This window comes from Geodermatophilus sp. SYSU D00965 (assembly GCF_054050075.1).
The window spans coordinates 54,136-78,593 of record NZ_JBJGYQ010000021.1 but is presented as its reverse complement, the minus strand read 5'-3'; the positions used below and the strand labels follow the sequence as shown (position 1 = coordinate 78,593).

General features: G+C 73.8%; 25 protein-coding genes. 10 read left to right on the top strand and 15 right to left on the bottom strand.

The window, feature by feature from the left end:
- Positions 1 to 130: 130 nt before the first annotated feature.
- The 6 genes from ACI789_RS19005 (at position 131) to ACI789_RS18980 (ending at position 6,869) form a co-directional block, all read left to right on the top strand.
- A complete protein-coding gene (locus ACI789_RS19005; RefSeq protein WP_457010953.1) occupies positions 131 to 295 on the top strand; it encodes a hypothetical protein in 165 nt (54 codons plus the stop codon).
- A 110-nt stretch (positions 296 to 405) separates the two neighbouring features.
- On the top strand, positions 406 to 2,223 hold the full coding sequence (locus tag ACI789_RS19000; RefSeq protein ID WP_457010929.1) for a CocE/NonD family hydrolase: 1,818 nt from the start codon (positions 406 to 408) through the stop codon (positions 2,221 to 2,223).
- A complete protein-coding gene (locus ACI789_RS18995) occupies positions 2,220 to 3,140 on the top strand; it encodes a dioxygenase family protein (RefSeq protein WP_457010928.1) in 921 nt (306 codons plus the stop codon). Before ACI789_RS19000 ends, ACI789_RS18995 begins: the two co-directional genes overlap by 4 nt.
- Entirely contained in the window at positions 3,137 to 5,512 is a 2,376-nt protein-coding gene (locus tag ACI789_RS18990) for a xanthine dehydrogenase family protein molybdopterin-binding subunit (RefSeq protein ID WP_457010927.1), read from the top strand. Before ACI789_RS18995 ends, ACI789_RS18990 begins: the two co-directional genes overlap by 4 nt.
- Positions 5,509 to 6,393 (top strand): FAD binding domain-containing protein, encoded by an 885-nt coding sequence (locus ACI789_RS18985; protein WP_457010926.1) that lies wholly within the window; start codon positions 5,509 to 5,511, stop codon positions 6,391 to 6,393. Before ACI789_RS18990 ends, ACI789_RS18985 begins: the two co-directional genes overlap by 4 nt.
- Positions 6,390 to 6,869 (top strand): (2Fe-2S)-binding protein, encoded by a 480-nt coding sequence (locus ACI789_RS18980; protein WP_457010925.1) that lies wholly within the window; start codon positions 6,390 to 6,392, stop codon positions 6,867 to 6,869. Before ACI789_RS18985 ends, ACI789_RS18980 begins: the two co-directional genes overlap by 4 nt.
- Positions 6,870 to 6,878: 9 nt before the next feature.
- Here ACI789_RS18980 and ACI789_RS18975 read toward each other — a convergent pair whose 3' ends face one another.
- Positions 6,879 to 8,021 (bottom strand): magnesium and cobalt transport protein CorA, encoded by a 1,143-nt coding sequence (locus ACI789_RS18975; RefSeq protein ID WP_457010924.1) that lies wholly within the window; start codon positions 8,019 to 8,021, stop codon positions 6,879 to 6,881.
- 451 nt (positions 8,022 to 8,472) lie between these two features.
- Between ACI789_RS18975 and ACI789_RS18970 the strand changes: the two genes are divergently transcribed.
- Positions 8,473 to 9,096, top strand: coding sequence for an ATP-dependent Clp protease proteolytic subunit (locus ACI789_RS18970; RefSeq protein ID WP_457010923.1), 624 nt, complete (start codon positions 8,473 to 8,475; stop codon positions 9,094 to 9,096).
- On the opposite strand, the gene ACI789_RS18965 is transcribed toward ACI789_RS18970, so the two are convergent.
- The 4 genes from ACI789_RS18965 to ACI789_RS18950 all read right to left on the bottom strand — a co-directional run bounded on the left by ACI789_RS18965 (position 9,093) and on the right by ACI789_RS18950 (position 13,216).
- Positions 9,093 to 10,709 carry an SLC13 family permease gene (locus tag ACI789_RS18965; protein WP_457010922.1) on the bottom strand — a complete coding sequence of 539 codons (1,617 nt, stop codon included), beginning with the start codon at positions 10,707 to 10,709 and terminating at the stop codon, positions 9,093 to 9,095. The genes ACI789_RS18970 and ACI789_RS18965 overlap by 4 nt on opposite strands.
- 102 nt (positions 10,710 to 10,811) lie before the next feature.
- Positions 10,812 to 11,675 carry an SCO6745 family protein gene (locus ACI789_RS18960; RefSeq protein ID WP_457010921.1) on the bottom strand — a complete coding sequence of 288 codons (864 nt, stop codon included), beginning with the start codon at positions 11,673 to 11,675 and terminating at the stop codon, positions 10,812 to 10,814.
- Between the two features lie 129 nt (positions 11,676 to 11,804).
- Positions 11,805 to 12,224, bottom strand: a complete 420-nt coding sequence (locus tag ACI789_RS18955) for a protein-tyrosine phosphatase family protein (RefSeq protein WP_457010920.1) — start codon at positions 12,222 to 12,224, stop codon at positions 11,805 to 11,807.
- Positions 12,221 to 13,216 (bottom strand): GNAT family N-acetyltransferase, encoded by a 996-nt coding sequence (locus ACI789_RS18950; RefSeq protein ID WP_457010918.1) that lies wholly within the window; start codon positions 13,214 to 13,216, stop codon positions 12,221 to 12,223. The genes ACI789_RS18955 and ACI789_RS18950 overlap by 4 nt, the downstream gene beginning before the upstream one ends.
- A gap of 168 nt (positions 13,217 to 13,384) precedes the next feature.
- Here ACI789_RS18950 and ACI789_RS18945 point away from each other — a divergent pair, with 168 nt between their 5' ends.
- Positions 13,385 to 13,705: a GYD domain-containing protein gene (locus tag ACI789_RS18945; RefSeq protein ID WP_457010917.1), complete on the top strand. Its 321-nt coding sequence runs from the start codon at positions 13,385 to 13,387 to the stop codon at positions 13,703 to 13,705.
- A 27-nt stretch (positions 13,706 to 13,732) separates the two neighbouring features.
- Here the strand turns inward: ACI789_RS18945 and ACI789_RS18940 are convergent, their stop codons facing one another.
- From ACI789_RS18940 to smpB, 5 genes are all read right to left on the bottom strand, one after another.
- Positions 13,733 to 14,107, bottom strand: a complete 375-nt coding sequence (locus ACI789_RS18940) for a VOC family protein (protein WP_456919772.1) — start codon at positions 14,105 to 14,107, stop codon at positions 13,733 to 13,735.
- A complete protein-coding gene (locus ACI789_RS18935) occupies positions 14,107 to 14,520 on the bottom strand; it encodes a VOC family protein (protein WP_457010916.1) in 414 nt (137 codons plus the stop codon). The genes ACI789_RS18940 and ACI789_RS18935 overlap by 1 nt, the downstream gene beginning before the upstream one ends.
- Entirely contained in the window at positions 14,517 to 15,413 is an 897-nt protein-coding gene (locus ACI789_RS18930; protein WP_457010915.1) for an amidohydrolase family protein, read from the bottom strand. The genes ACI789_RS18935 and ACI789_RS18930 overlap by 4 nt, the downstream gene beginning before the upstream one ends.
- A gap of 157 nt (positions 15,414 to 15,570) precedes the next feature.
- Positions 15,571 to 16,494 carry an NADP-dependent oxidoreductase gene (locus tag ACI789_RS18925; protein WP_457010914.1) on the bottom strand — a complete coding sequence of 308 codons (924 nt, stop codon included), beginning with the start codon at positions 16,492 to 16,494 and terminating at the stop codon, positions 15,571 to 15,573.
- Positions 16,494 to 16,970, bottom strand: coding sequence for an SsrA-binding protein SmpB (smpB, locus tag ACI789_RS18920; protein ID WP_456919768.1), 477 nt, complete (start codon positions 16,968 to 16,970; stop codon positions 16,494 to 16,496). The genes ACI789_RS18925 and smpB overlap by 1 nt, the downstream gene beginning before the upstream one ends.
- Positions 16,971 to 17,255: 285 nt before the next feature.
- On the opposite strand from smpB, the gene ACI789_RS18915 reads away from it, so the two are divergent.
- Positions 17,256 to 18,719: an Nramp family divalent metal transporter gene (locus tag ACI789_RS18915; RefSeq protein WP_457010913.1), complete on the top strand. Its 1,464-nt coding sequence runs from the start codon at positions 17,256 to 17,258 to the stop codon at positions 18,717 to 18,719.
- Between the two features lie 68 nt (positions 18,720 to 18,787).
- On the opposite strand, the gene ftsX is transcribed toward ACI789_RS18915, so the two are convergent.
- The 3 genes from ftsX to prfB all read right to left on the bottom strand — a co-directional run bounded on the left by ftsX (position 18,788) and on the right by prfB (position 21,856).
- Complete coding sequence (gene ftsX, locus ACI789_RS18910; RefSeq protein WP_457010912.1) at positions 18,788 to 19,672, bottom strand: permease-like cell division protein FtsX; 885 nt, start codon at positions 19,670 to 19,672, stop codon at positions 18,788 to 18,790.
- A gap of 44 nt (positions 19,673 to 19,716) precedes the next feature.
- Entirely contained in the window at positions 19,717 to 20,406 is a 690-nt protein-coding gene (gene ftsE, locus ACI789_RS18905; protein ID WP_456919765.1) for a cell division ATP-binding protein FtsE, read from the bottom strand.
- Between the two features lie 334 nt (positions 20,407 to 20,740).
- The gene (gene prfB / locus ACI789_RS18900) at positions 20,741 to 21,856 is read right to left on the bottom strand and encodes a peptide chain release factor 2 (protein WP_456919764.1); all 1,116 of its coding nucleotides are present in this window, start codon (positions 21,854 to 21,856) and stop codon (positions 20,741 to 20,743) included.
- A gap of 44 nt (positions 21,857 to 21,900) precedes the next feature.
- Here prfB and ACI789_RS18895 point away from each other — a divergent pair, with 44 nt between their 5' ends.
- Positions 21,901 to 22,191, top strand: a complete 291-nt coding sequence (locus ACI789_RS18895; protein ID WP_457010911.1) for a DUF6343 family protein — start codon at positions 21,901 to 21,903, stop codon at positions 22,189 to 22,191.
- A gap of 13 nt (positions 22,192 to 22,204) precedes the next feature.
- On the opposite strand, the gene ACI789_RS18890 is transcribed toward ACI789_RS18895, so the two are convergent.
- Both ACI789_RS18890 and cutA read right to left on the bottom strand, forming a co-directional pair.
- Complete coding sequence (locus ACI789_RS18890) at positions 22,205 to 23,953, bottom strand: putative bifunctional diguanylate cyclase/phosphodiesterase (RefSeq protein ID WP_457010910.1); 1,749 nt, start codon at positions 23,951 to 23,953, stop codon at positions 22,205 to 22,207.
- A gap of 136 nt (positions 23,954 to 24,089) precedes the next feature.
- The gene (cutA, locus tag ACI789_RS18885; protein WP_456919761.1) at positions 24,090 to 24,419 is read right to left on the bottom strand and encodes a divalent-cation tolerance protein CutA; all 330 of its coding nucleotides are present in this window, start codon (positions 24,417 to 24,419) and stop codon (positions 24,090 to 24,092) included.
- Positions 24,420 to 24,458: the final 39 nt, after the last annotated feature.

Here is a 24,458-nt window from a genome sequence, read left to right as displayed (position 1 = left end):
GCGTCGGCGCCGTTTCGGGACCGTTGCCCGGATCACCGCCCCACCCGTCGGGATGACGTTCCTGTTGCGCCGCTGGAGTGTCGCGCCCCCGGTGCCGACCCTGCTGGCAAGCGGACGAGAGGAGCTGGTCGTGCGGAGCATGGCGTGCAGGGCGGTGGCGCAGGCCTCACTGGCGGCGGCGACCGCGTCGCTGGACGACGAGCGGCCGTGGCCGCTGCTGCTGGTCGCGGGCTGGCTGACCACGGCGGCCGACCTCACCCTCCAGGCCACCGAGGCCGACGCCGTCCTGGCCTGAGCGGACCCGTCGCGGTTTCCGGCTGCCGCCCGCGCTGGGCGGACAGGACGGGCGCAGCGCCCCGGCTAGCGTGACCGGGCTCACGCCGCCGATGAAGGGTGCCGCCGCCGATGCCGACGCTGCCGCCGTCCCCCGAGCACGTGCCGCCCGGGTACGACCGCCCGCCCCAGTACGAGGGGATGGTCGTCGACAGGGACGTCTACGTGGCGATGCGGGACGGCGTCAACCTCTGCGTCGACGTCCACCGGCCCGACACCGACGAGCCGCTGCCGGCGCTGCTGGCGTTCGCGATCTACAACAAGGACATCCAGGGACCGGACACGGCGACGGCGATCCCGCCGCAGCCGGCCTGGTCGCCGCTGTGGAGCGGTCCGATGGAGGCCGGCGACACCCGCTTCCTGGTCTCCCGCGGCTACGTCCACGTCATCGGGATGCCGCGCGGGGTGGGCAAGTCCGAGAGCGGCGGCTCCCGCACCTGGGACTCCTACGACCTGATCGAGTGGATCGCCCAGCAGCCGTGGTGCGACGGCAACGTCGGCATGGTCGGCATCTCCGGCTTCGGTGCGGAGCAGGTGCACGTGGCCCGGCAGCGGCCGCCGTCGCTCAAGGCGGTCTTCCCGTTCGACCCCCGCGGCGCCTACGGCGAGCTCGGCGGCTTCCGCGAGGAGTACCCCGGCGGCGTCGTCCACCTCTTCCGCTACCTGGTGGGGCACTTCGGCACGTTCCACCAGAACCGGACGGCGCCCGGGGAGTTGTCGCCGGAGCGGGAGGCGCTGTGGCGGGAGGCGATGGCCGACCCCGACTACAAGATCCACCCGCACCTCTACAACGTGGTCACGATGAAGGGCCAGCTGATGCCGGCCTTCTTCAACGTGCTCATCGACCCGTACGAGGCCGAGGGCGTGCTCGAGCAGAGCGAGGCCGAGTTCGCCGCCATCGACCTGCCCGTCTACACCGGGTCCGGCTGGTACGCCTACACCTACAAGACGCACCTGCAGGGCGCGCAGACCTACTGGCGGCACATCGCCAGCACCGACAAGAAGCTGCTGTTCGCCGGCCCGGCGCACCTGGAGCGGCCCTTCCACGGGCTGCACTCGGAGATCCTGCGCTGGTACGACCACTGGCTGAAGGGCATCGACACCGGCGTCCTCGACGAGCCCCCGGTGCGCTACTGGGTGACCGGGGCCAACGAGTGGCGCACCGGCACCGACTGGCCGCTGCCCGAGACGCAGTGGACGCCCTTCTACCTCAACAGCTGGGAGCGGCTGCGGCCGCAGCCGTTCGTGCCCTCCTCGGTCGACGACACCATCCCGCCGGACGCGTTCGTGCAGATGCCGCTCACCCACACCCGCAAGGTGACCGGGCTGCGGTACGTCAGCGAGCCGCTCAGCGAGCCGCTGCTGATCGCCGGCCCGGCCACGCTGCGGCTGTTCGCCGCGATCGACCAGGAGGACACGACCTGGATCGTGTCGCTCAAGGACATCGGGCCCGACCCGCACGTGATGACCGTCCGCGAGGGCGAGCGCGAGCTGCGCTCCGACCTGCCCGAGCGGGAGCTCACCCGCGGGTGGCTCAAGGCGTCCAACCGCGCGCTGGACCCCGAGCGCAGCACCGAGTGGAAGCCGTTCCACAGGCTGACCCGCGCCGCGGCCGAGCCGGTGCCGCCGGGCGAGGTGGTCGAGTACGAGATCGAGATCCTGGCGACGGCGAACCTCTTCGAGCGGGGCCACCGGATCTGCGTGGAGATCACCAGCATGGACGTGCCCACCGGCGTGGCGGGCGCGACCAACGCCGAGTACGTCCCCTACCACGTGACCAGTTCCCGGACGACGCTGCACACCATCTACCACGACACGGCGCGGCCCTCGGCGCTGCTGCTGCCCGTCATCCCGCTCGACGCGGGGACCACCGGAGGCACGAACCCATGACCGACCTGCACAGCCCGCGCACCGACCCGGCCGTCGTGCCGGAGGACATCACCGAGGAGACCGTCACCGACGCCACCGTCGACAGCTTCGCCGGCACCCCCGACCCGCGGCTGCGCGAGCTGCTGTCGGCGGTCGTCCGCGGTCTGCACGCCGCGGTCCGCGAGGTGGAGCCCACGATCGCCGAGTGGGAGACGGCGATCGACTTCCTCACCCGCACCGGCCAGAAGTGCGACGACGTCCGGCAGGAGTTCGTGCTCCTCTCCGACGTCCTCGGGGTCTCGGCCCTGGTCGAGAACATCAACCACCGCAAGGTCGCCGGCGCCACCGAGGCCACCGTGCTCGGGCCGTTCCACATGACGGTCTCCCCGGTGCGCGAGAACGGCGACTCCATCGACGAGGTGGGCGGCCGGCAGCCGTGCGTCGTCGAGGGGCGGGTGCTGTCGGTCTCCGGAGAGCCGCTGGCCGGGGCCACGGTCGACGTGTGGCAGGCCGACGAGGACGGCTTCTACGACGTGCAGCGGCCCGACGTGCAGCCCCCGGGCAACGGCCGCGGGCTGTTCACCACCGACGCCGAGGGCCGCTTCTGGTTCCGCACCGTCGTCCCGGCGCACTACCCCATCCCGACCGACGGCCCGGTGGGCGAGCTGCTGGCGGCCACGGGCCGGCACTCCTACCGGCCGGCGCACATCCACTTCATCGCCCAGGCGCCCGGGCACGTGCCGGTGACGACGCACATCTTCGTTGCGGGCAGCCCCTACCTGGACTCCGACGCGGTGTTCGCGGTGAAGCACAGCCTGGTGCGGGACTTCGCACCCGTCGACGACCCGCAGCAGGCGGCCGGCTTCGGGGTGGCCAACCCGTTCCGGCACGCCGTCATCGACCTGGTGGTGCAGCCGGAGGGGGCACCGGCCGCGTGACCGCGACCGTCCCCGACCGGCTCGTCGGGCAGCGCGTCCGCCGGCAGGACGGCGACCTCTACCTGACCGGGCGAGCCGTCTACACCGGGGACGTCGCCCTGCCCGGGACCACGCACGCGGTGCTGGTCCGGTCCCCGCACGCGCACGCGCGCATCGTCTCCGTCGACACGGCCGCCGCCCGCGCGCTGCCGGGGGTCGTCGCCGTCGTGACGGGGGCCGAGGCCGCCCGCCACTGCGACGAGATCCCGCACGGGCTGGACGCCGGCCACCTGGGCGGCCACCACGCCGTCGTCCGGCCGCTGGCCGAGGGCACCGTCGTGTACGCCGGCGAGCCGGTGGCCGCCGTCGTCGCCGAGACCGCCGCCGACGCCGCCGCGGCGGCCGCCGCGGTCGAGGTCGTCTACGAGCCGCTGCCCGCGGTGCTCGACGCGGAGGAGGCGCTGCGCCCCGGGGCGACCCTGCTGTACCCGGAGTGGGGCGACAACCTGCTCATCGAGCGGGAGGTCGGGCCCGACGACTTCGCCACCGCCTCGGCCGGCGCGGCGCACCTGCTCGACGGGGAGGTGCGCGCGCACCGGGGCACGGCCGCGCCGATGGAGCCCCGCGCGTCGGTGGCCTCCTGGGACGCGGCCACCCGCCGGCTGACCGTGCACGCCACCACGCAGAACCCGCACGTGCTGCGCACCGTGCTCGCGGCCTGCCTGCGCCTGGACGAGGAGCAGATCCGGGTGGTCGCGCCGCGGCTCGGCGGGTCGTTCGGGCTGAAGATGTACGGCAACCGCGAGGACTTCCTGGCCCCCCTGCTCACCCTGCTCGTCGGCCGGCCGGTGACCTGGGTGGAGGAGCGCTCGGCGACGCTGCAGGCCGGCACCCGCGAGCAGGTGCTGCGCTACCGGGTGGCCTTCGACGACGACGGCCGGCTGCGCGCGCTGGACGTGCACGCGATCTCCGACCACGGCGCGGCCGCGGCCACCCACGGCTGGGGCATGGCGCACGTGGGCGCGCTGGCCACCGGGCTGGGTTATGCACTGACCTCCTGCCACGTGCGCTACCAGGTCGTCGTCACGAACAAGACCCCGTGGGTGGGCACCAAGCCGTTCGGCAAGGACGGCGCGACGCTGCTGCTGGAGCGCGTCCTGGAACGGGTGGCCGCCACGGTCGGCCTCGACCCCGCCGAGGTCCGCCGCCGCAACTTCGTGCCGCCCGGCGCGTTCCCCCACGCGCACACCTCCGGCCTGGAGCTCGACAGCGGCGACTACGCCACGGCCCTCGACCTGACCCTGCGCCGGCTGGACCTCCCCGCCGTGCGCGCGCAGCAGGCGGCGGCCCGCCGCGAGGGCCGGCTGCTCGGGATCGGCCTGGCCTTCGAGCTGATGCCCGAGAGCGCGGACATCCCGGGGGCCATGGTCGCCGCGTTCGACACCTCGACGGTGCGGGTCTCCCCCACCGGCCGGGTCACCGTCCTCACCGGCGTGACCTCCCCGGGCACCGGCAACGACACCGCCATCGCGCAGCTGGTGGCCGACGAGCTCGGGGTGCCGCTCGACGCGGTCACCGTCGTCCAGGGCGACACCGACCGCTGCCCCTACGGCTTCGGCAACATCTCCAGCCGGTCGATCATCACCGGCGGCAACGCCGCCGTCCTGGCCGCCCGCGACGTGGCCGCCAAGCTGCGCACCGCGGCCCGGGCGCTGCTGGGGGCCGGGCCCGAGGAGGAGGTGCGGCTGGCCGGCGGGGTCGCGGAGGTGGCGCCGGGGCGGGCGGTGCCGATCAGCACGGTCGCGCAGGCCGTGGCGACGCTGACCTACCGGCTCGAGCTCGACATCGAGCCGCACCTGGAGTCCACCCGCACCTACCGGCCGGGCAACGTCTCGCAGCAGCCCGACGCGCTCGGGCGGATGCAGACGTACACGACCTACCCGTACGCGGTGCACGCGTCGGTGCTCGAGGTCGACGCCGAGACCGGGGTGGTGACCCTGCTGCGGCACGTGGTCACCCACGACTGCGGGACCGTGGTGAACCCGATGTTCGTCGACGGGCAGGTCACCGGCGGGGTGGCGATGGGGATCGGGGCGGCCCTCGGCGAGGAGCTGCGGTACGACCCCTCGGGGATGCCGCTCAGCACCGGCTTCAAGACCTACCTCCTCCCCCGGGCGGCCGACCTGCCCCGGGTCGAGCTCGAGCACCTGTGCACCCCCGCCCCCGGCACACCGCTGGGCGCGAAGGGGGTCGGCGAGTCCGGCTTCTCGGGTGCGCTGGCCGCCGTGGTCAACGCGGTGAACGACGCGCTGGCACCCCGCGGCGCCGCGCTGGAGTCCACGCCGGTCAGCCCACCGCGCGTGCTGGCGGCCCTCGCCGGGGCCGGCGCGTGATCCCGGCCCGGTTCGGCTACGTCGCCCCGCGGGACCTCGCCGGCTGCCTGACGGCCCTGGCCGACGGCGGCCGGGTCCTCGCCGGCGGCACCTGGGTGCTGCCGGAGATGGACCGCGGCGAGTCGGCCCCGGCCCGGCTGGTCGACCTGCGCCGGGCCGGCCTCGGCGGGGTGGCTCCCACCGCGACGGGGCTGTGGATCGGCGCCACGTGCACCTACGCCGACCTGCTCACCAGCGCCGAGGTCGCCGCGCACGCGCCCCTGCTGCGCACGATGGCCGCCGGCATCACCGGCGGCTGGGCGCTGCGCAACCAGGCCACGGTGGGGGGCGCCGCGGTCGCGGCCCGCCCGCAGTCCGACGTCCCGGCCGCGCTGGTCGCCTCCGGCGCGGTGGCCCTCGTGGCCGGCCCCGACGGGGAGCGGGCCGTCCCCGCGCACGAGCTGTTCGCCGGGGCGATGCGGTCCGCCGTCGGCCCCCGGGAGCTGCTGGCCGGGTTCGACCTGCCGTCCGCGGCCGGCGCCGGGCACGGCTACGTCAAGCTCAAGCGCGGCGCCAGCTCGTGGCCGATCGCCACCGCGGCGGCGCTGGTGCGGCTCGACGCCGCGGGGGTGTGCACCGCGGCCACGCTCGTGCTCGGCGGGGTGGCCGCCGTCCCGGTGCGCGTCGACGTCGCGCCGCTGGTCGGCTCGGTCCCCGGCGAGGCGCAGCTGCAGGCCACCGCGGAGGTAGCCGCCGCCGCGGTGACCGAGCCGTGGGAGGACGTGCTGGCGCCTGCGTCCTACCGGGCCGCGGTCGCCGGCCCGGTGGCCCGGCGTGCGCTGGCGGCGGCGGTGGCCACCGCGCAGGAAGCGACTGCCCGAGGAGACGGAGGACGACCGTGACCGGGGACGACCGGGTGGAGCTGACGCTCACGGTGGACGGCACGCGGCGCACCGCCGCGGTCGACCCCCGCTCGCTGCTGCTCGACGCGCTGCGCGACGACTTCGGTGCGACCGCCCCCAAGGCCGGGTGCCGCACCGGCGACTGCGGCGCCTGCACCGTGCGGGTGGACGGCGCGATCGCCAAGTCCTGCCTGCGGCTCGCGGTCGCCGAGGACGGCGCCGACGTCGCGACGATCGCGTCCCTGGCCGACGGGGGCACGCTCACCGCCCTGCAGCAGGCCTTCTGGGACGTCAACGCCTTCCAGTGCGGCTTCTGCCTGTCGGGGATGCTGCTGGCCGCCGAGGACCTGCTCGAGCGGGTCGCCTCGCCGACCGAGGCCGAGGTCCGCGAGGCCCTCAGCGGCAACCTGTGCCGGTGCACCGGGTACGACGCGATCGTCGACGCGGTCCTGCGCTGCCGGCGCGACGGCGGCTGACCGCGCCGGTCAGATCCACCCGCGGCGCTTGAAGACCCAGTAGAGGGTCACGCTCACCCCGACCATGAGCACCAGGGCGAACGGGTAGCCCAGGTGCCAGTGCAGCTCGGGGATCGAGTCGAAGTTCATCCCGTAGACGGTGCCCACGAGCGTGGGCGCGAAGAGGATGGCCGCCCACGCGGAGATCTTCTTGACCTCCTCGCCCTGGGCGATCGAGGCCTCGGTGAGCTCCCGGATCTCCTCGTTCTGCCGCTGGGCGACCAGCGTGGCGTTGACCGTGAGGATGTCCCGCAGCTGCAGCCGGAAGCCCTCGACCCGCTCGTTGACCTGGACGACGTGGTCCTCGACGTCGCGCAGGTAGCTGCGCAGGTCCTCGTCGACGCCGTACTTGTCGAACCCGGCGGCGATCTGGGCGAGGATGCCGGTCAGCGGCTGGGCGGCGCGCTGGAACTCCAGCACCTCCTGGGACAGCTCGTAGATGCGCCGGGACACCCCCGGGTCCCCGCGGAAGACCTCGGTCTCGATCTCGTCGATGTCGTTGGCCAGCCCGGCGACCACCGGGGGGTAGCCGTCGACGACGGCGTCGAGGATCGCGTAGAGGACCGCCTCGCTGCCCTTCTCCAGCAGCGCCGGCTCGCTCTCCAGCCGGCGCCGCACGCGGGAGAGGTCCGGCGACTCGCTGTGCCGCACGGTGATGGCGAAGTTGCGGCCGAGGAACAGGTGCAGCTCGCCGAACTCCACCTCCTCGGCCGCGTCGAGGTACCGCGCGGCCTTGAGGACGACGAACAGCGTGTCGCCGTAGCGCTCGAACTTGGGCCGCTGGTGGGCCTTGATGGCGTCCTCGACCGCGAGCTCGGGCAGGTCGTACTGCTCGGCGAGCTCGCCGAGCTCCCCCGGCTCGGGCCGGTAGAGGCCCAGCCACACGAGGCGCTCGGGGTCCTCCACCAGCCAGTCGTGGCTCTCGGCGACCGTCTCCGGCGTCGCCACCCGCCGACCGGACGAGTAGACGGCGTTGTCGACGATCAGCGACGGCCGCTGGGCGCCGTCGGCCGCGGCCGGCTGCGCCACCGGCGCAGGGGCGAGGGTCAGCTCGGGCCGCGGACGGCGGCCGAGGGACAGGGCGGTGAGGGACGCACGACGGCGGTCGACCACGACGGACTCCCGGGAGGACGCTGGGGCGGGGGGACGCGTCAGAGGTCCGCCCGCCCGTGGCCCCGCTGCAGGGTCCCGCCGCGAGCTCGCGAGTGGCGGGGGGCAGCGGGGTCCTTCAACGAGCGGGGTGGACCTCGGTGCCGGTACTGGGCGGTTCGCTGCGCACGCGCTCGCTCCCTCCCGTCGTCGGTGGACCCGCGGAGAGTCAGCGGGCCGTCGTCCATCGTGACACGCCCTGTCCAACCGGCTCCCCCGGGCGGGTGAACGGCGCGTGGCGCCGGGACGACGACGCCGTGCCGCGGCGCCGGTCGACGGCGATGGCAACCGCATTCCTCCGAGAGCACAACAATTCAGCAGAAAGCGTAATCGTCCATTTTCTACTGCATTCTCCGCGCCATTCCGAGCAGACTCCCGGGCGTCGGCACACCCCGCTGCGCGAGAGGACCGGACCATGCCCACTGCCGCGTCGACCAGCCCGGACGTCCCCCTGATGCTCACCGGAGGCTCGGCGAGTCTTCCCGACGCCGTCTACGACCGGTTGCTCGGCGAGCGGATCGTCTTCCTCGGCGAAGCGGTCGACGACGCCGTCGCCAACCGGGTCTCGGCGCAGGTGCTGCTGTTGGCCGCCGAGGACCCGAAGCGCGACATCCACCTCTACGTCAACTCACCCGGCGGCTCGGTGAGCGCCGGCATGGCCGTCTACGACACCATGCGGTTCGTCGACTGCGACGTGGCCACCTACGGGCTGGGGATGGCCGCCTCGATGGGCCAGTTCCTGCTGTCGGCCGGCACGCCGGGCAAGCGGCACGCCCTGCCGCACACCCGGATCATGATGCACCAGCCCTCGGCCGGCGTCGGGGGCACGCAGTCCGACATCGCCATCCAGGCCGACCTGTTCCGGCGGCTGAAGCGGGAGATCAACGAGCTGCAGGCGCAGCACTCCGGGCAGACCGTCGAGCAGGTCGAGGCCGACTCCGACCGCGACCGGTGGTTCACCCCCGAGGAGGCGCTGCGGTACGGCCTGGTCGACCACGTCGTCGCTCGCGCCGCCGCCCTGCCCGAGCGGGGCGACTAACCGACGTTCAGCACGAGGTCGATCAACAGCGGGAGCAGCAGGACGATCAGCAGCGCGCCGAGGACGTCGAAGGAGATGCCCGACCGGATCATCTTGGTGATCGGCACGACGCCCGAGCCGTAGACGATCGCGTTCTGCGGCGTGGAGACGGGCAGCATGAACCCGAACGACGCGGCGAACGTGGCCGCCAGCGCCGGCACGAACGGGTTGATGCCCGCGGCCACCGCGACCGGGATGACGATCGGCACGACCACGGCGGCCGAGGCGGTGTTGCTGGTCGTCTCGGAGATGACGATCGCCAGGATCACCGCGAAGACGGTGATCGCCAGCGTGCTGGTCAGGCCGAGGGTCTCGGCCGAGCTGGTGCCGATGGTCTCGGCCAGGCCGGTGTCGGCCAGCAGCGAGCCGAAGATGATCCCGGTGCCGAACAGCAGGATCGTGCCCCAGTCGATCTTCGCCGCGTCCGACCAGTTGAGCGTGAACTCCCGGCGCTTCCAGTCGGTGGGGAGCAGGAACAGCAGCGAGGCGCCGAGGACGGCGACGACGCCCTCGTCGAGCCGGTCGGAGATCGTTCCGTAGAGGTCGGAGTCGGTCCCGGCCGTCAGCGCGATGACGCCGGGGAAGATCCACAGCAGCACGGTGGCGCCGAACGCGGCCAGCGTGTTCTTCTCCGCCCGCGACATCGGCCCGAGCTCCGCGCGCTCGCGCTGCACGTACTCGTGCACGCCCTCGATCCGCTTGATCTCGGGACGGTTGAGCAGCAGCAGGACGGCGGCCAGCGCCACGAACATCAGCGCGCAGATCGGCAGGGCCATCAGCATCCAGTCGAGGAAGCTGATCCGCTCCCCCGTCGCCTCCTCGATCAGCCCGCGGCCGATCAGGTTGGGCGGGGTGCCCACCGGGGTGATCAGACCGCCGACGCTGGCCCCGTAGGCCAGCATCAGCATCAGCGCGACGCCCACCCGCAGCCGCAGCGGGTCGAAGTCGGGGGCGACCATCTCGCGGTCCTGCATCAGCTTGGCGATCACCGACAGGATGCCGATCGCCGTCGGGAGCAGCATCGCGACGGTGGCGGTGTTGGAGACGAACGCCGACAGGAGGGCGGTGATCAGCCCGAAGGCGATGACCACCCGCGCGGTGGAGGCGCCCACCCACCTCATCGACAGGATGGCCATCGCGAACCGCCGCGCGACGCCGTGCTTGAGCATCGCCGCGGCGAGGATGAAGGCGCCGATGAAGGTGAAGACCGTCGTCGACCCCAGCGGCCCCACCGCGTCGTCAGCCGGGACGACGCCGAGGACGACGATCGCCCCGACCCCGATCAGCCCGCCGACCGGGATCGGCACCGGCTCGGTGATCCACAGGACGATGACGCCGAGCAGGACCGCCGCGAGCAGGTGCTGGTCGCGCGGCAGGTCCAGCGGCAGCAGCGCGAAGACAATCGTGACGACCGGGGCGAGGAACAGCCCGACGGTCCGCCGGCCCTTCTCGAACCGTTCCTCGGCCGGGCTGAGCCGCTGCTCCCCGAGGCTGCGGTAGGTGGCCGAGCCGCGGAAGGCGGCGTCGACGTCGGTCCGCTGACCGGACCCGGGCCTGCGATCAGTGGCGGTCATGACGCCCTCCCCAGGACTGTGATCCAGACCATAGGAGATGGACCCGCTCGCCCCCACCACTCGCGAGCTCGCGGCGGGACCCTGCGGGAGGGCTGCCCGGGTCTAGCGCGCGGCGAAGGTCCCGGCCGGGTAGGCGCCGGCCGCCACCAGCCGCGCCGACAGCCCCTTGCCGAGCTCCACGACGCGGGCCGTGCGCTCGCGGCCCAGGTGCGCCCACGGTGCCGCCGACAGCTCGTCGGTCTCCGCCTCGATGCCCGCCCGCAGCTCCCGCCCGGCGTCGGTGAGGCCGCCGTCGGCCAGCAGGCCGCGCTCGCTGAGCCGCGTGCAGGCCGCCGCCCACTCTTCCTCGCTCCAGCCGCGGGTGGCCCGGGCGGCGGCCTCGGTGAAGCCGCGGCCGGTGGCGGTGTGCGTGACCAGTGCCTCCAGCCCCGACAGGCCGTGCCGCAGGAGGACCGCCACGTGGCCGTCGCCGCGGTGCTCGCGCAGCAGCGTGGCGCCGTGCCACACGGCGAGCAGCGGCTCGCCGGGCCAGGGCAGGTCGGCGGTGCCGGCGTAGATCGGCCGGCCCTCGGGGGTCAGGGCGGTGCACGCCTCCCGGAGCAGGGCGGCGAGCTCGGCGACCTCCGGGCCGGCCGCGGTCTCGGCACCGAGCAGCCGGGTCAGGGAGGCCCGCGCGGCGGCCGCGCGCCCTTCGACCACCTGCTCGGGGGTGGCGAGGGTCCAGCAGCGCGGCACGTGCCGGGCCACGATGCCCGGGGCGAAGTTGGAGAAGGTCGCCGTCACCAGGCCGGGGCCGACCGCGCCCATCGGGGCCGCCCGCCCGGCGAAGTAGCACATCCGGCCCGGGCGCAGGCCCACCGCGCCGAGGTGCTCGTCCTGCTCGGGCGCGAAGTACAGGTGGTTGTGCAGCGGCTCGACCGCGCGGTGGGCGCGGGCGACGTCGGCGAGGTGATCGGCGCTGACCATGCAGGGGACCCTAGAAGGACCCCGTCCTCCCCACCCCTCGCACGCTCGCGGCGGGACCCGGGACGGGGCCAACGACCAAGGCACGACCCCATCCTCCCCACCCCTCGCACGCCCGGGACGGGGCCGAGCTCACGGCTCGATCGACCGCAACCAGCGGCGCTGCCAGGGCGTCTCCACGGCACGGGGGTGGTGGTACCGGCGGACCCAGGTGACCGCGGTGTCGGCCGGCAGCCCGTCCAGGACGGCGAGCGCGGCCAGCGCCGTGCCGGTGCGCCCGACGCCGCCGCGACAGGCCACCTCCACCCGCTCCCCCGCGCGCGCCCGTTCCAGCGCCTCGCGCAGCGCGTCGAGGACGTCGGCGCGGTCGAGGGGCACCCAGAAGTCCGGCCACCGGACCCGCCGAGCCGGCCAGGCCGGCAGCGGACCGGCGCCGAGGACCACGGCCGCGTCGGCCGGGGTCGCCGGGGCGGCGAGCCGGCGGCCGCGGACCCGGGCGCCGCCGGGGAGCACGACCAGGCCCGCGTCGTCCCCCCATGGCTCGCCGCTCACGGGCCGGAGGCCGGTGCGGGCGGGAGGGTCGTCGCCCAGGACGTGCGGGTGCGGACCGGCGCGAAGCCCAGCCGCCGGTACACGGCCGGCGCGCCGGTGGAGTTCTCGCTGTCCACCTGCAGCCCCGCCGTCGCGCAGCCGGCCTCCGCCGCGGCCCGCAGCGCGGCGGTGATCGCCACCGAGGCGACCCCGCGGCCGCGCGCCGACCGCGCCACGCCGATCTGGCCGAGATGGGTCTGCCGGGTCCCGGTGGCGCGGGTGTCGGCCTCGAAGACGTAGGCCAGGACGTACCCGACGACCGCCCCGTCGGCCAGGGCCAGCACCGAGAGGTCCGGGCGGAACGCGCGCTGCCCGGTGAACCAGGTGCCCCACCCGGCCTCGTCGAGCACGGTGGACCCGAAGTGCTCGCTGAAGGCGGCGTTGTGCGCGCGGCGCACCTCCTCGTCGCGGTCCCAGCCGAAGGGCACCAGGTCGACCCCGGGCACGGCCGGCACCGCCGGAAGGTCGGTCAGCGGCCGCTCCATGTCCCAGTACCGGCGCTCGGGCTCGAACGCCGCCCGCCGCAGCAGCGCCTCCAGGGAGGCCATGGCCGGGTACACCGAGACGGTCAACCGCGCCGGCGCCTCCGGCTGCACGGCGGCGTGCAGCTCCGCACCGCGGCCGCGCTGCCAGTCCAGCAGGGCGCGGCCGATGCCCTGGCCGCGCGCGTCCGGGTGCACCCGGCCCTCGAGCCACACCCGGAAGGCGTCGCGCCCGCTGCCCGGGGAGATGGCGGTCGCCCAGCCGACCAGCCGCCCGTCCGCCGTGCAGACGGCCCGCCCGTCCCGGGTCAGGTCGATGCGGTCGTCGCCCCAGAACTCGGCGAGGTCGTCGGCGTCCTCGTGCTCACCGGTCGCGTCGACGACCTCCGCGGCGGCGAGCAGCTCGGCCGCGGCGGGGACGTCGTCCAGGGTCAGCGGGCGGGCGGACAGGCCCTCGGGCAGCGCGTGCACGGGGTCGGAGCGTAGGGACGCCGACGTCCGGTGGTCGACCCGGTTCCGGGGGCCCGACGGTCCGTCGTCGCCACGCTGCCACCGCCCCCCGCGTGGGGACGGGTGTTGCGGGCCGACCGGGCCGTCCGGACCATCGCACGGGCACGGGGGCCTGACACGGAGGTCACGATGCCCCGGTTCCTGTTCATCGGTCGGTACGCACCGCAGGGCGCCAAGGCGATCATGGCCGCCGGCGGCACCAGCCGCCGCGCCGCCATCGAGAAGATGTGCGCGGAGCTGGGCGGCCGGCTGGAGACCTTCGACTTCGCCCTGGGCAGCGACGACGTCTACACGATCGCCGACCTGCCCGACCACAGGACGGCCACGGCCGTGAGCCTGGCGGTGAACGCCAGCGGGATGGTGTCGCTGCGCACCATCGCCCTCATGACCCCCGAGGAGATGGACGCCGCGTCGCAGGTGCACGCCAACTACCAGCCGCCGGGCACCTGAACCCGGGTCGGCCGACCGGGCCGGGGCTCACCAGCCGGGGAGGAACAGGCAGAACGGGTGACCGGCGGGGTCCAGGCACACCCGGACGCCGTCCTGCGGCTGGAACCCGGCCACGGTCGCACCGGCCTCGACGGCCAGCGCCACGGCCGCGTCGAGGTCGTCGACCTCGATGTCGAGGTGCAGCTGCATGCGGGGGTCGCCGGGGCCGGCCGGCCACACCGGCGGCACGTGCTGCTCCTCGCGCTGGAACGACAGGCCCGGCCCGCCGTCCGCCGGGCGCAGGGTCGCCCACTGCGGGTCGTCGTCGCCCAGCGGCCAGCCCAGCAGCCGCTGGTAGAACCGCGCCAGCCCCTGCGGGTCGGGGGTGTCGAGGACCGTCGCGGTCAGCGAGAACGACGGCATCAGCCCTCCTGACCGGACGACGGCTGCCGGCCGCCCAGACGCACGAACAGGCAGAACGGGTGGCCGGCCGGGTCGGCGTAGATCCGGACGTCCTCGTGCGGCTCGGTGTAGTGCGACAGGAGGCGGGCGCCGGCGGCCTCCGCGTGGGCGCTCGCCGTGGCCAGGTCCGCGACCTCGAAGTCGAGGTGCTGCTGCATCTGCTGGGCGCCCCGCTCGGGCGGCCACACCGGCGGCACGTGGTCGGCCTCGAGCTGGAAGGACAGCCCCGGGCCGCCGTCCTCGGGGCGGAGCGTGGCCCACTCCGGGTCGTCGTCGCGCAGCGGCCAGCCGAGCAGCCTGCCGTAGAAGCGGGCCAGTCCCCGGGGATCGGGCGTCCCGAGGACGGCGGCGGTCAGGCGGATGGCCGGGGTCACGACTCGATCGTGAACAGCCGCGCTCCGTTGTGCCACAGGACGGCACGCAGCCACTCCTCCCCCAGCTCCAGCCGGTGCAGCGCGGCCAGCTGGTGGGCGTACGGGTACGGGATCGAGGGGAAGTCGCTGCCCAGCAGGACCTTGTCCCGCAGCGCGGCCAGGCGCGGCCGGTCGGCGGGGTCGAAGGGCATCAGCCGCTCGGTGAAGTCGGTGGCGAACATCGTGGTGTCCAGGTGCACCCGCTCGAACCGCTCGGCGAGGTCGAGGAACTCCCGGTACTCCGGCATGCCGAGGTGGGCGATGACCAGCTGCAGCCGCGGGTGCCGCTCGAGCAGGCCGGTCATCGGCTCCGGCCCGGTGTGCTCGCCGGCCAGCGGGCCCGAGCCGCAGTGGATGACCACCGGCGTCCCGGTCTCCTCCAGCCGCGCCCACACCGGGTCCAGCAGCGGGTGCCGCGGGTCGAAGGCGCCCACCTGCACGTGCACCTTGAACACGCGGGCGCCGCCGGCCAGCGCCTCGGCGACGTAGTGCGGCGCCTCCGGCTCGGGGTAGAACGTCGCCGAGTGCAGCACCTGCGGGTGCGCCGCGGCGAACTCCGCCGACCAGTCGTTGAGCCAGGCGGCCATGCCCGGCTTGTGCGGGTAGGGCAGCGTGGGGAACGCCCGGACGCCGAGTGCCTCGAGGCGCGCCAGCCGCTCGTCGTCGGGCAGCGCGTACCGGATCGGCCAGGCCGCCCCGTAGTGGGTCTCGGCCGCCTCGAAGTACTGCCAGACCTTGGCCTGCACCCGTTCGGGCAGGAAGTGCACGTGCACGTCGACCAGGCCCGGCAGGCCCAGCTCCCGCCAGTACCGCGGGACGTCGGCGTCGTCGACCGGCGGCTGGAGAGCGCTCACTCTGCCCGTGGTCCGTCTCCGCCCTCGCTCCGCTCCTCGGTCGCTGCCGTCAGTCGCCTCCGCGCTCGCTCCGCTCCTCGCTCGCTGGCGCTCGCTGCGATGCTCACTCGCTGTCGGCTCCGGGCATCTCCCTGCGATGCTCACTCGGGCGTCGTCTTCACGTCAGCGTGACCACGACCTTGCCGCGCACGTGCCCCTCGGCGACCAGGGCCTGCGCGTCGGCCACCTGCTCCAGCGGGAACGCCCGGGCGATCGGCACCCGCAGCTGGCCGGCGTCGGCCATCCGGCCCAGCTCCTCGAGGTCGTGGGTGTCGGGGCGGACGAAGACGTAGCGCCCGCCCATCGCCTTCACCGCTGGGTCGACGACGCTGGCGACACGGGCCCGGTCGCGGACCTGCGCGGGCGCGTCGGCCAGCGTGTCCCCGCCGACGAGGTCGAGGACGGCGTCCACCGGCTCGGCCAGCTGGGCGCTGATCGGTCCGGCCGAGTAGTCGAGCACCTCGGCCACGCCGGCGTCGCGGAGGAAGCCGTGGTTGCGCGGGCTCGCCGTGCCGACGACGTGCGCCCCGAGCGCGACGGCGATCTGGACGGCGTTGAAGCCGACCCCGCCCGCGGCGCGGTGCACCAGCACCCGGTCGCCCTCGCCGACGCCGAGCACCTCGGTGAGCGCCTGGTAGGCGGTGAGCCCGGCCAGCGGCAGCGCCCCGGCCTCGGCGAAGGACAGCGACTGCGGCCGGTGCGCCAGGCACCGCTGCGGAGCCGGCACGAACTCGGCCATGGCGCCCCACTGGACGTCGTCCCGCCGGACGTAGCCGAACACCTCGTCGCCGGGCGCGAAGTCGACCACCGCCGGGCCGGCGGCCTCGACCACCCCGGCCAGCTCCCAGCCCGGGACGATCGGGAAGTGGTGCGGGTAGGCGCCGGCGAGGAAGCCCTGCCGGATGGCCAGGTCGACGGGGTTGACCCCGGCGGCGTGCACCCGCACCAGCACGGTGTCCGGGCCGACCGGCGGGTCGGGCAGGTCGTCGCGGACGCTCAGGACGTCGAGGCCGCCGAACCGGTCGTGCGCGGCACCCCGCATCAACGGCGGCCCTTCACGTACCGGCCGAAGGCACGCTGGATCTCGCGGCGGGAGTCCCGCTCGGCCATGTCCTGCCGCTTGTCGTAGGACTTCTTGCCCTTCGCCAGCGCGAGCGTGGCCTTGACCTTGCCGTCCTTGAAGTACAGGTCCAGCGGCACGAGGGTGAGGCCACCCTCCTTGGTCTTGCCGATCAGCTTGTCGATCTCCGACCGGTGCATGAGCACCTTGCGCTTGCGGCGCGGCGCGTGGTTGGTCCAGGTGCCCTGCGTGTACTCGGGGATGTGCACGTGCTGCAGCCACACCTCGCCGTCGTCCACCGTGGCGAACCCGTCGACGAGCGAGGCACGGCCCTCACGCAGGCTCTTCACCTCGGTGCCGGTGAGGACCAGGCCGACCTCGTAGGTGTCGAGGATCGAGTAGTCGTGCCGCGCCTTCTTGTTCTGGGCGATCAGCTTCCGCCCCTGTTCTCGCGGCATGTCCCCAGGTTAGCGCCGCACCGGGACCTTCCACCGCGCGTGTACCGGGCCTAACCTGCTACGACGCACGACCGCTCCACGCCACGGACGACCGGCCGGTCACCCTGGAGGAGCCGATGGCCGCAGCCGCAGGAGCCGGCGCCCCCGTCGATCCCGGCTGCCCCGTGCACACCACGTCGGCGTCGCGACGGGCGGGCGGGCCGACCGCCCCGGCCGCCGCCTCCCCCGGCGCCGCGATCCCGGGAGCCCCGGGCCGGTGGGCTCCCACACCCCGAGGAGAGGACCGTGGCCGAGTCGCGCCGTGAGACCGTGGGTGGCGGGGACGTCGCCACCGAGATCCCCAGCAGGAACCTGGCGCCGCTGACCTACGCCGACCTGCCGGAACCGCTGCCCATGCGGAAGGTCCTCGGGCCGAGCGTGCTCCTGCTGGCGGGCGCGATCGGCTCGGGCGAGTACGTGCTGTGGCCCTACATCACCTCGCAGGTCGGGCTGAGCCTGGTCTGGCTGGTCGTGATCGGCGTCGGCACCCAGTACTTCCTCAACATGGAGATCGAGCGGTACACGCTGGCGACCGGGGAGACCGCGGTCACCGGCTTCACCCGGCTGTGGAAGGCCTGGGGCCCGCTGTTCATCGTGATGACGGTCGTGCCGTGGGCGTGGCCCGGGTGGGCCACCGGCGGGACGACGACGCTGGGCTTCGTGCTGGGGTACTCCGAGGCCGCGGTCCCCTACATCACGATCGGCGTCCTGCTGCTGATCGGCGTCGTCCTCACGGTGTCGCCGGTCGTCTACCGGACCGTCGAGAAGATCCAGTTCTTCTTCGTCGGGCTGATCGTCCTGTTCATGCTGTACGCGCTCGTCGCGCTGCTCGGCGCCGACGGCTACGCCGCCCTCGGCCGGGGGTTCGTCGAGGTCGGCCGGATCCCCGACGGGGTCCAGGCGATCGGCGCCGCCACCCTGCTGGGCGCGATCGCGTTCGCCGGCGCGGGCGGCTCGCTCAACCTCGTGCAGTCCAACTGGGCCCGCGACAAGGGCCTGGGCATGGGCGCCCGGCTGCCGAAGATCGTCTCGCCGATCACGGGCGAGGAGGAGGCCGAACCCTCGATCGGCTACTTCTTCCGTCGCGACGAGCGCAACATGCGGCGGTGGCGCGGCTGGTGGCGGGTCGCCGACCGCGAGCAGTTCGTGACGTTCTTCGTGATCGGCGGGATCGCACTGCTGACCTTCATGGCGCTGACGTACGTGACCGTCGGGGTCGGCGGCACCGCCGAGAGCTTCGACTTCATCCGGGTCGAGGGCGAGGCGCTGCAGGCGCGCCAGGGCGACTGGCTGGGGGTGACGTTCTGGCTGATCGGCACCGTCGTCCTGTTCTCCACCAACCTCGCGGTGCTGGACATGGTGGGACGGGTGACGGCCGACGTGCTCAAGACCGGGCCGCTGGCCGCCAGCACGACCTGGACCGAGAGCCGGATCTACTTCGCCACCGTGTGGGCCGAGATCGTGTTCGGGTCGGTCATCCTGCTGTCGGGGGTGACCCAGCCGCTGGTCCTGCTCGTCATCGCCTCGGCCCTGAACGGGCTGGTGATGTTCGTGTACTCGTGCCTGCTCATCCAACTGAACCGGCGGACGCTGCCCCGGGAGATCGGGCTGCGCGGTGGCCGGCTGGTGGCGATCGGCTGGGCCGTGCTGTTCTACGGCTTCTTCTCGGCCATCCTGCTGTGGGACCAGGCGGGCCAGCTGTTCGGGTGAGCCACCCGTGACACGGCGAGGGCGCCGACCCCACCGGGATCGGCGCCCTCGCCGGGACCGGCCGCGGGCTACAGCCGCACGTACAGCCGCAGCGTGACGTAGGCGGCGATGCCGGCCAGGCCCACGCCGGCGGCGGCGATGATCGGGCTGATCGTGGCGATGGCGCTCCAGTCGACCGGCGGGATGATCCCGGCCTTGATCGGCCCGGCGAGGGTCTTGTCGACGAACAGCACCTTGGTCAGCACCAGACCGCCGACCGCGAGCAGCGCGCCGATCAGCCCGGCCAGCGCCGCCTCGAGGATGAACGGCAGCTGCGTGTACCAGCGGGAGGCGCCGACCAGCCGCATGATGTTGGTCTCGTTGCGCCGGTTGAACGCGGCCAGCTGGATCGTGTTGGAGATCAGCAGCAGGGCCGCCAGCGCCTGGACGACGGCCACCGCGATCGTCGCGTTGCGGGCGCCGTTGAGCAGGCTGAACAGCCGGTCGAGGAAGTCACCCTCGTCGCGGACCTGGTCGACGCCGTTCTCCCCGTTGGGGAACTCCGCGGCGATGACCTCGTAGCGCTCGGGGTTGACCAGCTCGACGCGGAAGCTCTCGGGCAGCGCGTCCTGCGGGGTGTTCTCCACGAGCTCGGGCTGCTGGCTGAACTGCTGCTGGAAGCGCTCGTACGCCTCCGCCTTGGACTCGTAGAGGTAGCTGGCCACCTCGGGTGAGTCCTCGAGCTGCTGCTCGATCGCCGACCGCTGGTCGTCGGTGACGTCGTCGGCCAGGAAGATGGAGACCTGCACCTTGTCGTAGTAGATCTCCTTCATGTCGGAGATCATCCCGGCGATGAGCAGGCCGGTGCCCATGAGTCCGAGCGAGATGGCCGTGGTCAGGATCATCGCGACCGTCATGGTCAGGTTGCGACGCAGCCCGGTGGCCACCTCGGAGAGCACGAAGTTGACGCGCATGGATTCCCTGTCGTGAGTTCAGGCAGGCGGGGAGGCTCGACCGGTCAGCGGCCGACGCCGTAGACGCCGCGCGACTGGTCGCGGGTGAGCACGCCCCCGTTGAGCTCGATGACGCGGCGGCGCATCGAGTCGACGATGTGGTAGTCGTGCGTCGCCATGACCACGGTCGTGCCGGTGCGGTTGATCCGCTCCAGCAGCAGCATGATCCCCTCGCTGGTCTCCGGGTCGAGGTTGCCGGTCGGCTCGTCGGCGAGCAGCACCAGCGGCCGGTTGACGAACGCCCGGGCGATGGCGACGCGCTGCTGCTCACCACCGGAGAGCTCGGAGGGCAGCCGCTCGGCCTTGCCCTCCAGGCCGACCATCTCCAGCACCTCGGGGACGACGCGCTTGATCGTGCGCTGGGGCTTGTTGATGACCTCCAGCGCGAAGGCCACGTTCTGGGCCACGGTGCGGTTGCGCAGCAGGCGGAAGTCCTGGAAGACGCAGCCGATGGTGCGGCGCAGCTTGGGCACCTGCCACTTGCTCATCGAGTTCAGCGTCTTGCCGTTGACCTTGACGGTGCCCTTGGTGGGGTCGTCCTCCTTCAACAGCAGTCGCAGGAAGGTCGACTTGCCCGAGCCGGAGGAACCGATGAGGAAGACGAACTCCCCCTTGTCGATCTCCGTGGACACGTCATCGAGAGCCGGCCGGGAGCTCGCCGGGTACAGCTTGGTGACGTGTTGCAGTTCGATCACGAGGGGCCACGGTACCTTCCGCGAGGGGCATCCTGGTCTGTTCGCCACGGAACCGCTCGGGCTCGGTATCCGCGCAGCGTGACGGGGACCTGCGACGTCCCAGGTCCCCCGTCACCCAGCGTGGCGTATTCCGCTCCACGCCGCGGGACCCCTGTGACGAACGGGACGCCTGGTGCCCCTGACCGCCCCCGTCCCGGCCCCCTGCAGGGTCCCGCCGCGAGCCTGCGAGCGGTGGGGGGCAGGGGGCCTCTCTCAGCCGGCGGTGACACTGGCCGGCTTCCGCGCCACGGTCCGCTCCTCGCTCGCTGCGCTCGCTGCGATGCTCCCGCGGCCGTCAGCCGGCGGTGACGCTGTCCTGCTGACGGCGCCACCGGATGCCGGCCTCGATGAAGCCGTCGATGTCGCCGTCCAGGACGGCGGCGGTGTTGCCCGTCTCCTGCTCGGTGCGCAGGTCCTTGACCATCTGGTACGGGTGCAGGACGTAGGAGCGCATCTGGTTGCCCCAGCTGCTGCCGCCCTCCCCCTTCAGCGCGTCCATCTCGGCCCGCTGTTCGGCCTGCCGCACCGCCAGCAGCCGCGCCTGCAGCACGCGCAGCGCCGCGGCGCGGTTCTGGATCTGGCTCTTCTCGTTCTGGCAGGAGACGACGATGCCGGTCGGCAGGTGCGTGATGCGGACGGCGGAGTCGGTGGTGTTCACGCTCTGCCCGCCCGGCCCGGATGACCGGAAGACGTCGATGCGGATCTCGTTCTCCGGGATGTCGACGTGGTCGGTCTGCTCCACGACGGGCAGCACCTCGACGCCGGCGAAGGAGGTCTGCCGGCGTCCCTGGTTGTCGAACGGCGAGATGCGCACCAGCCGGTGCGTGCCCTGCTCCACCGAGAGGGTGCCGTAGGCGTAGGGCTGCTTGACCGCGAACGTGGCCGACTTGATGCCGGCCTCCTCGGCGTAGCTGACGTCGTAGATCTCGACGGGGTACTTGTGCCGCTCGGCCCAGCGCAGGTACATGCGCATGAGCATCTCGGCGAAGTCGGCGGCGTCGACCCCGCCGGCCTCCGAGCGGATGGTCACCAGCGCCTCGCGCGAGTCGTACTCGCCCGAGAGCAGGGTGCGGACCTCCAGCTCGTCGATCGCCTTGCGCAGGCTCTCCAGCTCGCGCTCGGCCTCGGCCAGCGTGGCGTCGTCGCCCTCCTCGGCGGCCATCTCGTGCAGCAGGCCCACGTCGTCGAGCCGGCTGCGCAGCTCCTCCACCCGGCGCAGGTCGCCCTGCAGGTAGGACAGCTTCGAGGTGAGCGCCTGCGCGGCCTCGACGTCGTTCCAGAGGTCGGGCGCGGCGGCCTGCTGCTCGAGGTCGGCGACCTCGCGGCGGAGGCGGTCGACGTCGAGGACCGCCTCGATCGACCTCAGGGTCGTGTCGAGCTCGTCCAGGACGACGGAGAAGTCAGCGGCCACGTCGACCCAGGGTAGTGCGCTCCCGCGGGGGTACGGAGTGCGGCATGACCGATCCCCGGCGGCGACCGCGGTCGCGGGAGGACTACGAGCGTGGGCTGCCCGACCACCACGACCCCACGGCCGGCTTCGCCGGCGCGCCGCCGGCGCAGTCGGCCCTGACCCTGCGGCTGGTGCTGGCCGCCTTCGGCCTGGTCGTCTGCGTCGTCGGCGGCGTCCTGTGGCTGGCCGCCGGCCTGCCGGGATGGGCCGCCGCCGTGCTGTTCGTCCTCGCGGCCGTCGCGCTGGTCGACCTGGTGGTGGTCGTGCGGCGCAAGCGGCGCGGCGAGCACGGCTGAGGCGCGCCGCCGGTCAGCGGGACGCGCTGCCGGCCGTCCTCCGCGCCGCCACCCACGGCGCGACCTCCTCCGCCGGCATCGGCCGGGCGATGTGGAAGCCCTGCGCGAGGGGGCACTCCAGCTGCGCGGCCAGCTCGAGCTGCTCGGCGGTCTCCACCCCCTCGACCAGGGTGCGCATGCCGCAGGCCCGGGCCAGGGCCACGACGGCGGCGATCGCGGCGGCCGCCGGACCGCGGCGCCCCTCGGGGAACGTGGTCAGGCTGCGGTCGACCTTGAGGATCCCGGCGGGGATGGCGACCAGCTGGCTGAGCGAGGAGTAGCCGCTGCCGAAGTCGTCGATGCACACCTCGACCCCCCGGCGGCGCAGCTGGGCGAACTGGGCGGCGGCCCGGTCGGCGTCCTCGGCCACCGAGCTCTCCGTCAGCTCCACGACCAGTTGCTCGGGCGGCAGCCCGGAGTCGGCCAGCGCGTCCTCGACGTCGCGGACCAGGGTGCCGGTGGAGAAGTGCCCGGCGCTGATGTTCACGCCGGTCACCAGCCGCAGGCCGGTGCGTCCCCACGCCGCGGCCTGCCGCGTCGCGGCGCGCAGCACCCAGCGGGCGACCGGCGTCATCAGGTCGTGCTGCGCGGCGATCGGGAGGAAGTCCGCGGGCGGGAGCAGCCCGCGCTGCGGGTGCTCCCAGCGGACCAGCGCCTCCACTCCCGTGATCCGACCGGTCGGCAGGTGCAGGACCGGCTGGTAGTGCAGCACGAGCTGGTCGTCGAGGACCGCCTCCCGCAGCTCGTTGGCGACGGTGGCCCGCCGCTGGGCGGCGGTGCGCAGGTCGGCGGTGAACAGCCGGACCCGGTTGCGGCCGGCCGCCTTCGCCGCGTACATGGCCAGGTCGGCGTCGCGGACCAGGTCGGTGGAGCGCAGCGGCGGGCCGGGGTCCGGGGCGGTGGCGATGCCGATGCTCACCCCCAGCCGGACCATCCGGCCGCCGAGGTCGAAGGGCCGGTCGATGCTGGCGCGGCAGCGGTCGGCCAGCGCCTCGGCGCCCGCGGTGTCGCACTCCCGGCACAGGACGACGAACTCGTCGCCGCCGAGCCGGCCCACGGTGTCGCCGGCGCGGGTGCTGCCGGTCAGCCGCCCGGCGATCTGGCGCAGGAGGTCGTCGCCGGCGTCGTGCCCGAGGGAGTCGTTGACGTCCTTGAACCCGTCGACGTCGAGGAAGAGCACCGACACCGGGCCGCGGTCGATCCGCTGCAGCTCGGCGTCGATCAGCTCGTGCAGGTGCGCGCGGTTGGGCAGCTCGGTGAGGGTGTCGTGGCGGGCCCGCCAGTCCGAGGCCCGCTCGGCCCGGACCCGCGAGGTGACGTCGGTGTGGGTGACGACGACCTGCCCGGCCTGGTCGACCCGGGACGCCTGCAGGTGGTACCAGCGGGTGCCGTCGGCGCGCTCCAGCGCGTAGTCGGCCTGCACCGAGGCGCACTCGCCGCGGGAGAGCGCCCGGAGCCGGTCGATGAGGGACTCCGAGCCCGAGCCGGCGCTCAGCCGCCGGGCCATGGCGTAGTAGTCGTCGTCGAGGCCCAGCCGGACCCGGTCGTCGTCGAGCAGTGGGGCGGCGGTCTGCCAGGCGGTGTTGGCCAGCAGCACCCGGCCCTCGGCGTCGATCAGCAGCGTCGGCGAGGGCAGCGCGTCGAGGACCGCCTCGACCGCGACGGCCGAGCTGCTGGACCCGCCGACGCGGCGACGCACGTCCACCGGCAGCTGGTGTGGCACCGCTGGTCCTGGCACGCGTTCTCCTGCCGTCTGCCGGTCACCGCCACCGGTGACCACTCCGTCGCTTCCCCTCGGCCGGCGCGACCGCCGGGACAGCTCCGTCATACCCAGTCCCCCCGACCGGCTGACGACCGGGTCAGCGCTCCGGTTCCCGCGTCTCGGCGACCACCCACCGCAGGTAGTCCGGCGACCCGTCGACCAGCGGCAGCGCGATGACGCAGGGGACGTCGTACGGGTGCAGCTCGGCGGTGCGGGCCACCACGGCCGGCACCAGCGACCGGCGGGTGTGCAGCGCGACCCGGGCCTCCGGCTCGTCGTGCACCTCGCCCTCCCACCGGTACACCGAGCGGATAGCGGCCAGCTGGTGCCCGCAGGCGGCCAGCCGCTCCTCCACCAGCGTCCGGGTGTAGCCGGCCAGCCAGTCGGCGTCGGCACCGGTGACGACGACCTCGCAGCAGTCCTCCACGCACCCATCCTCGCCCCCGGCGCGCGGGTGGACCGGTCG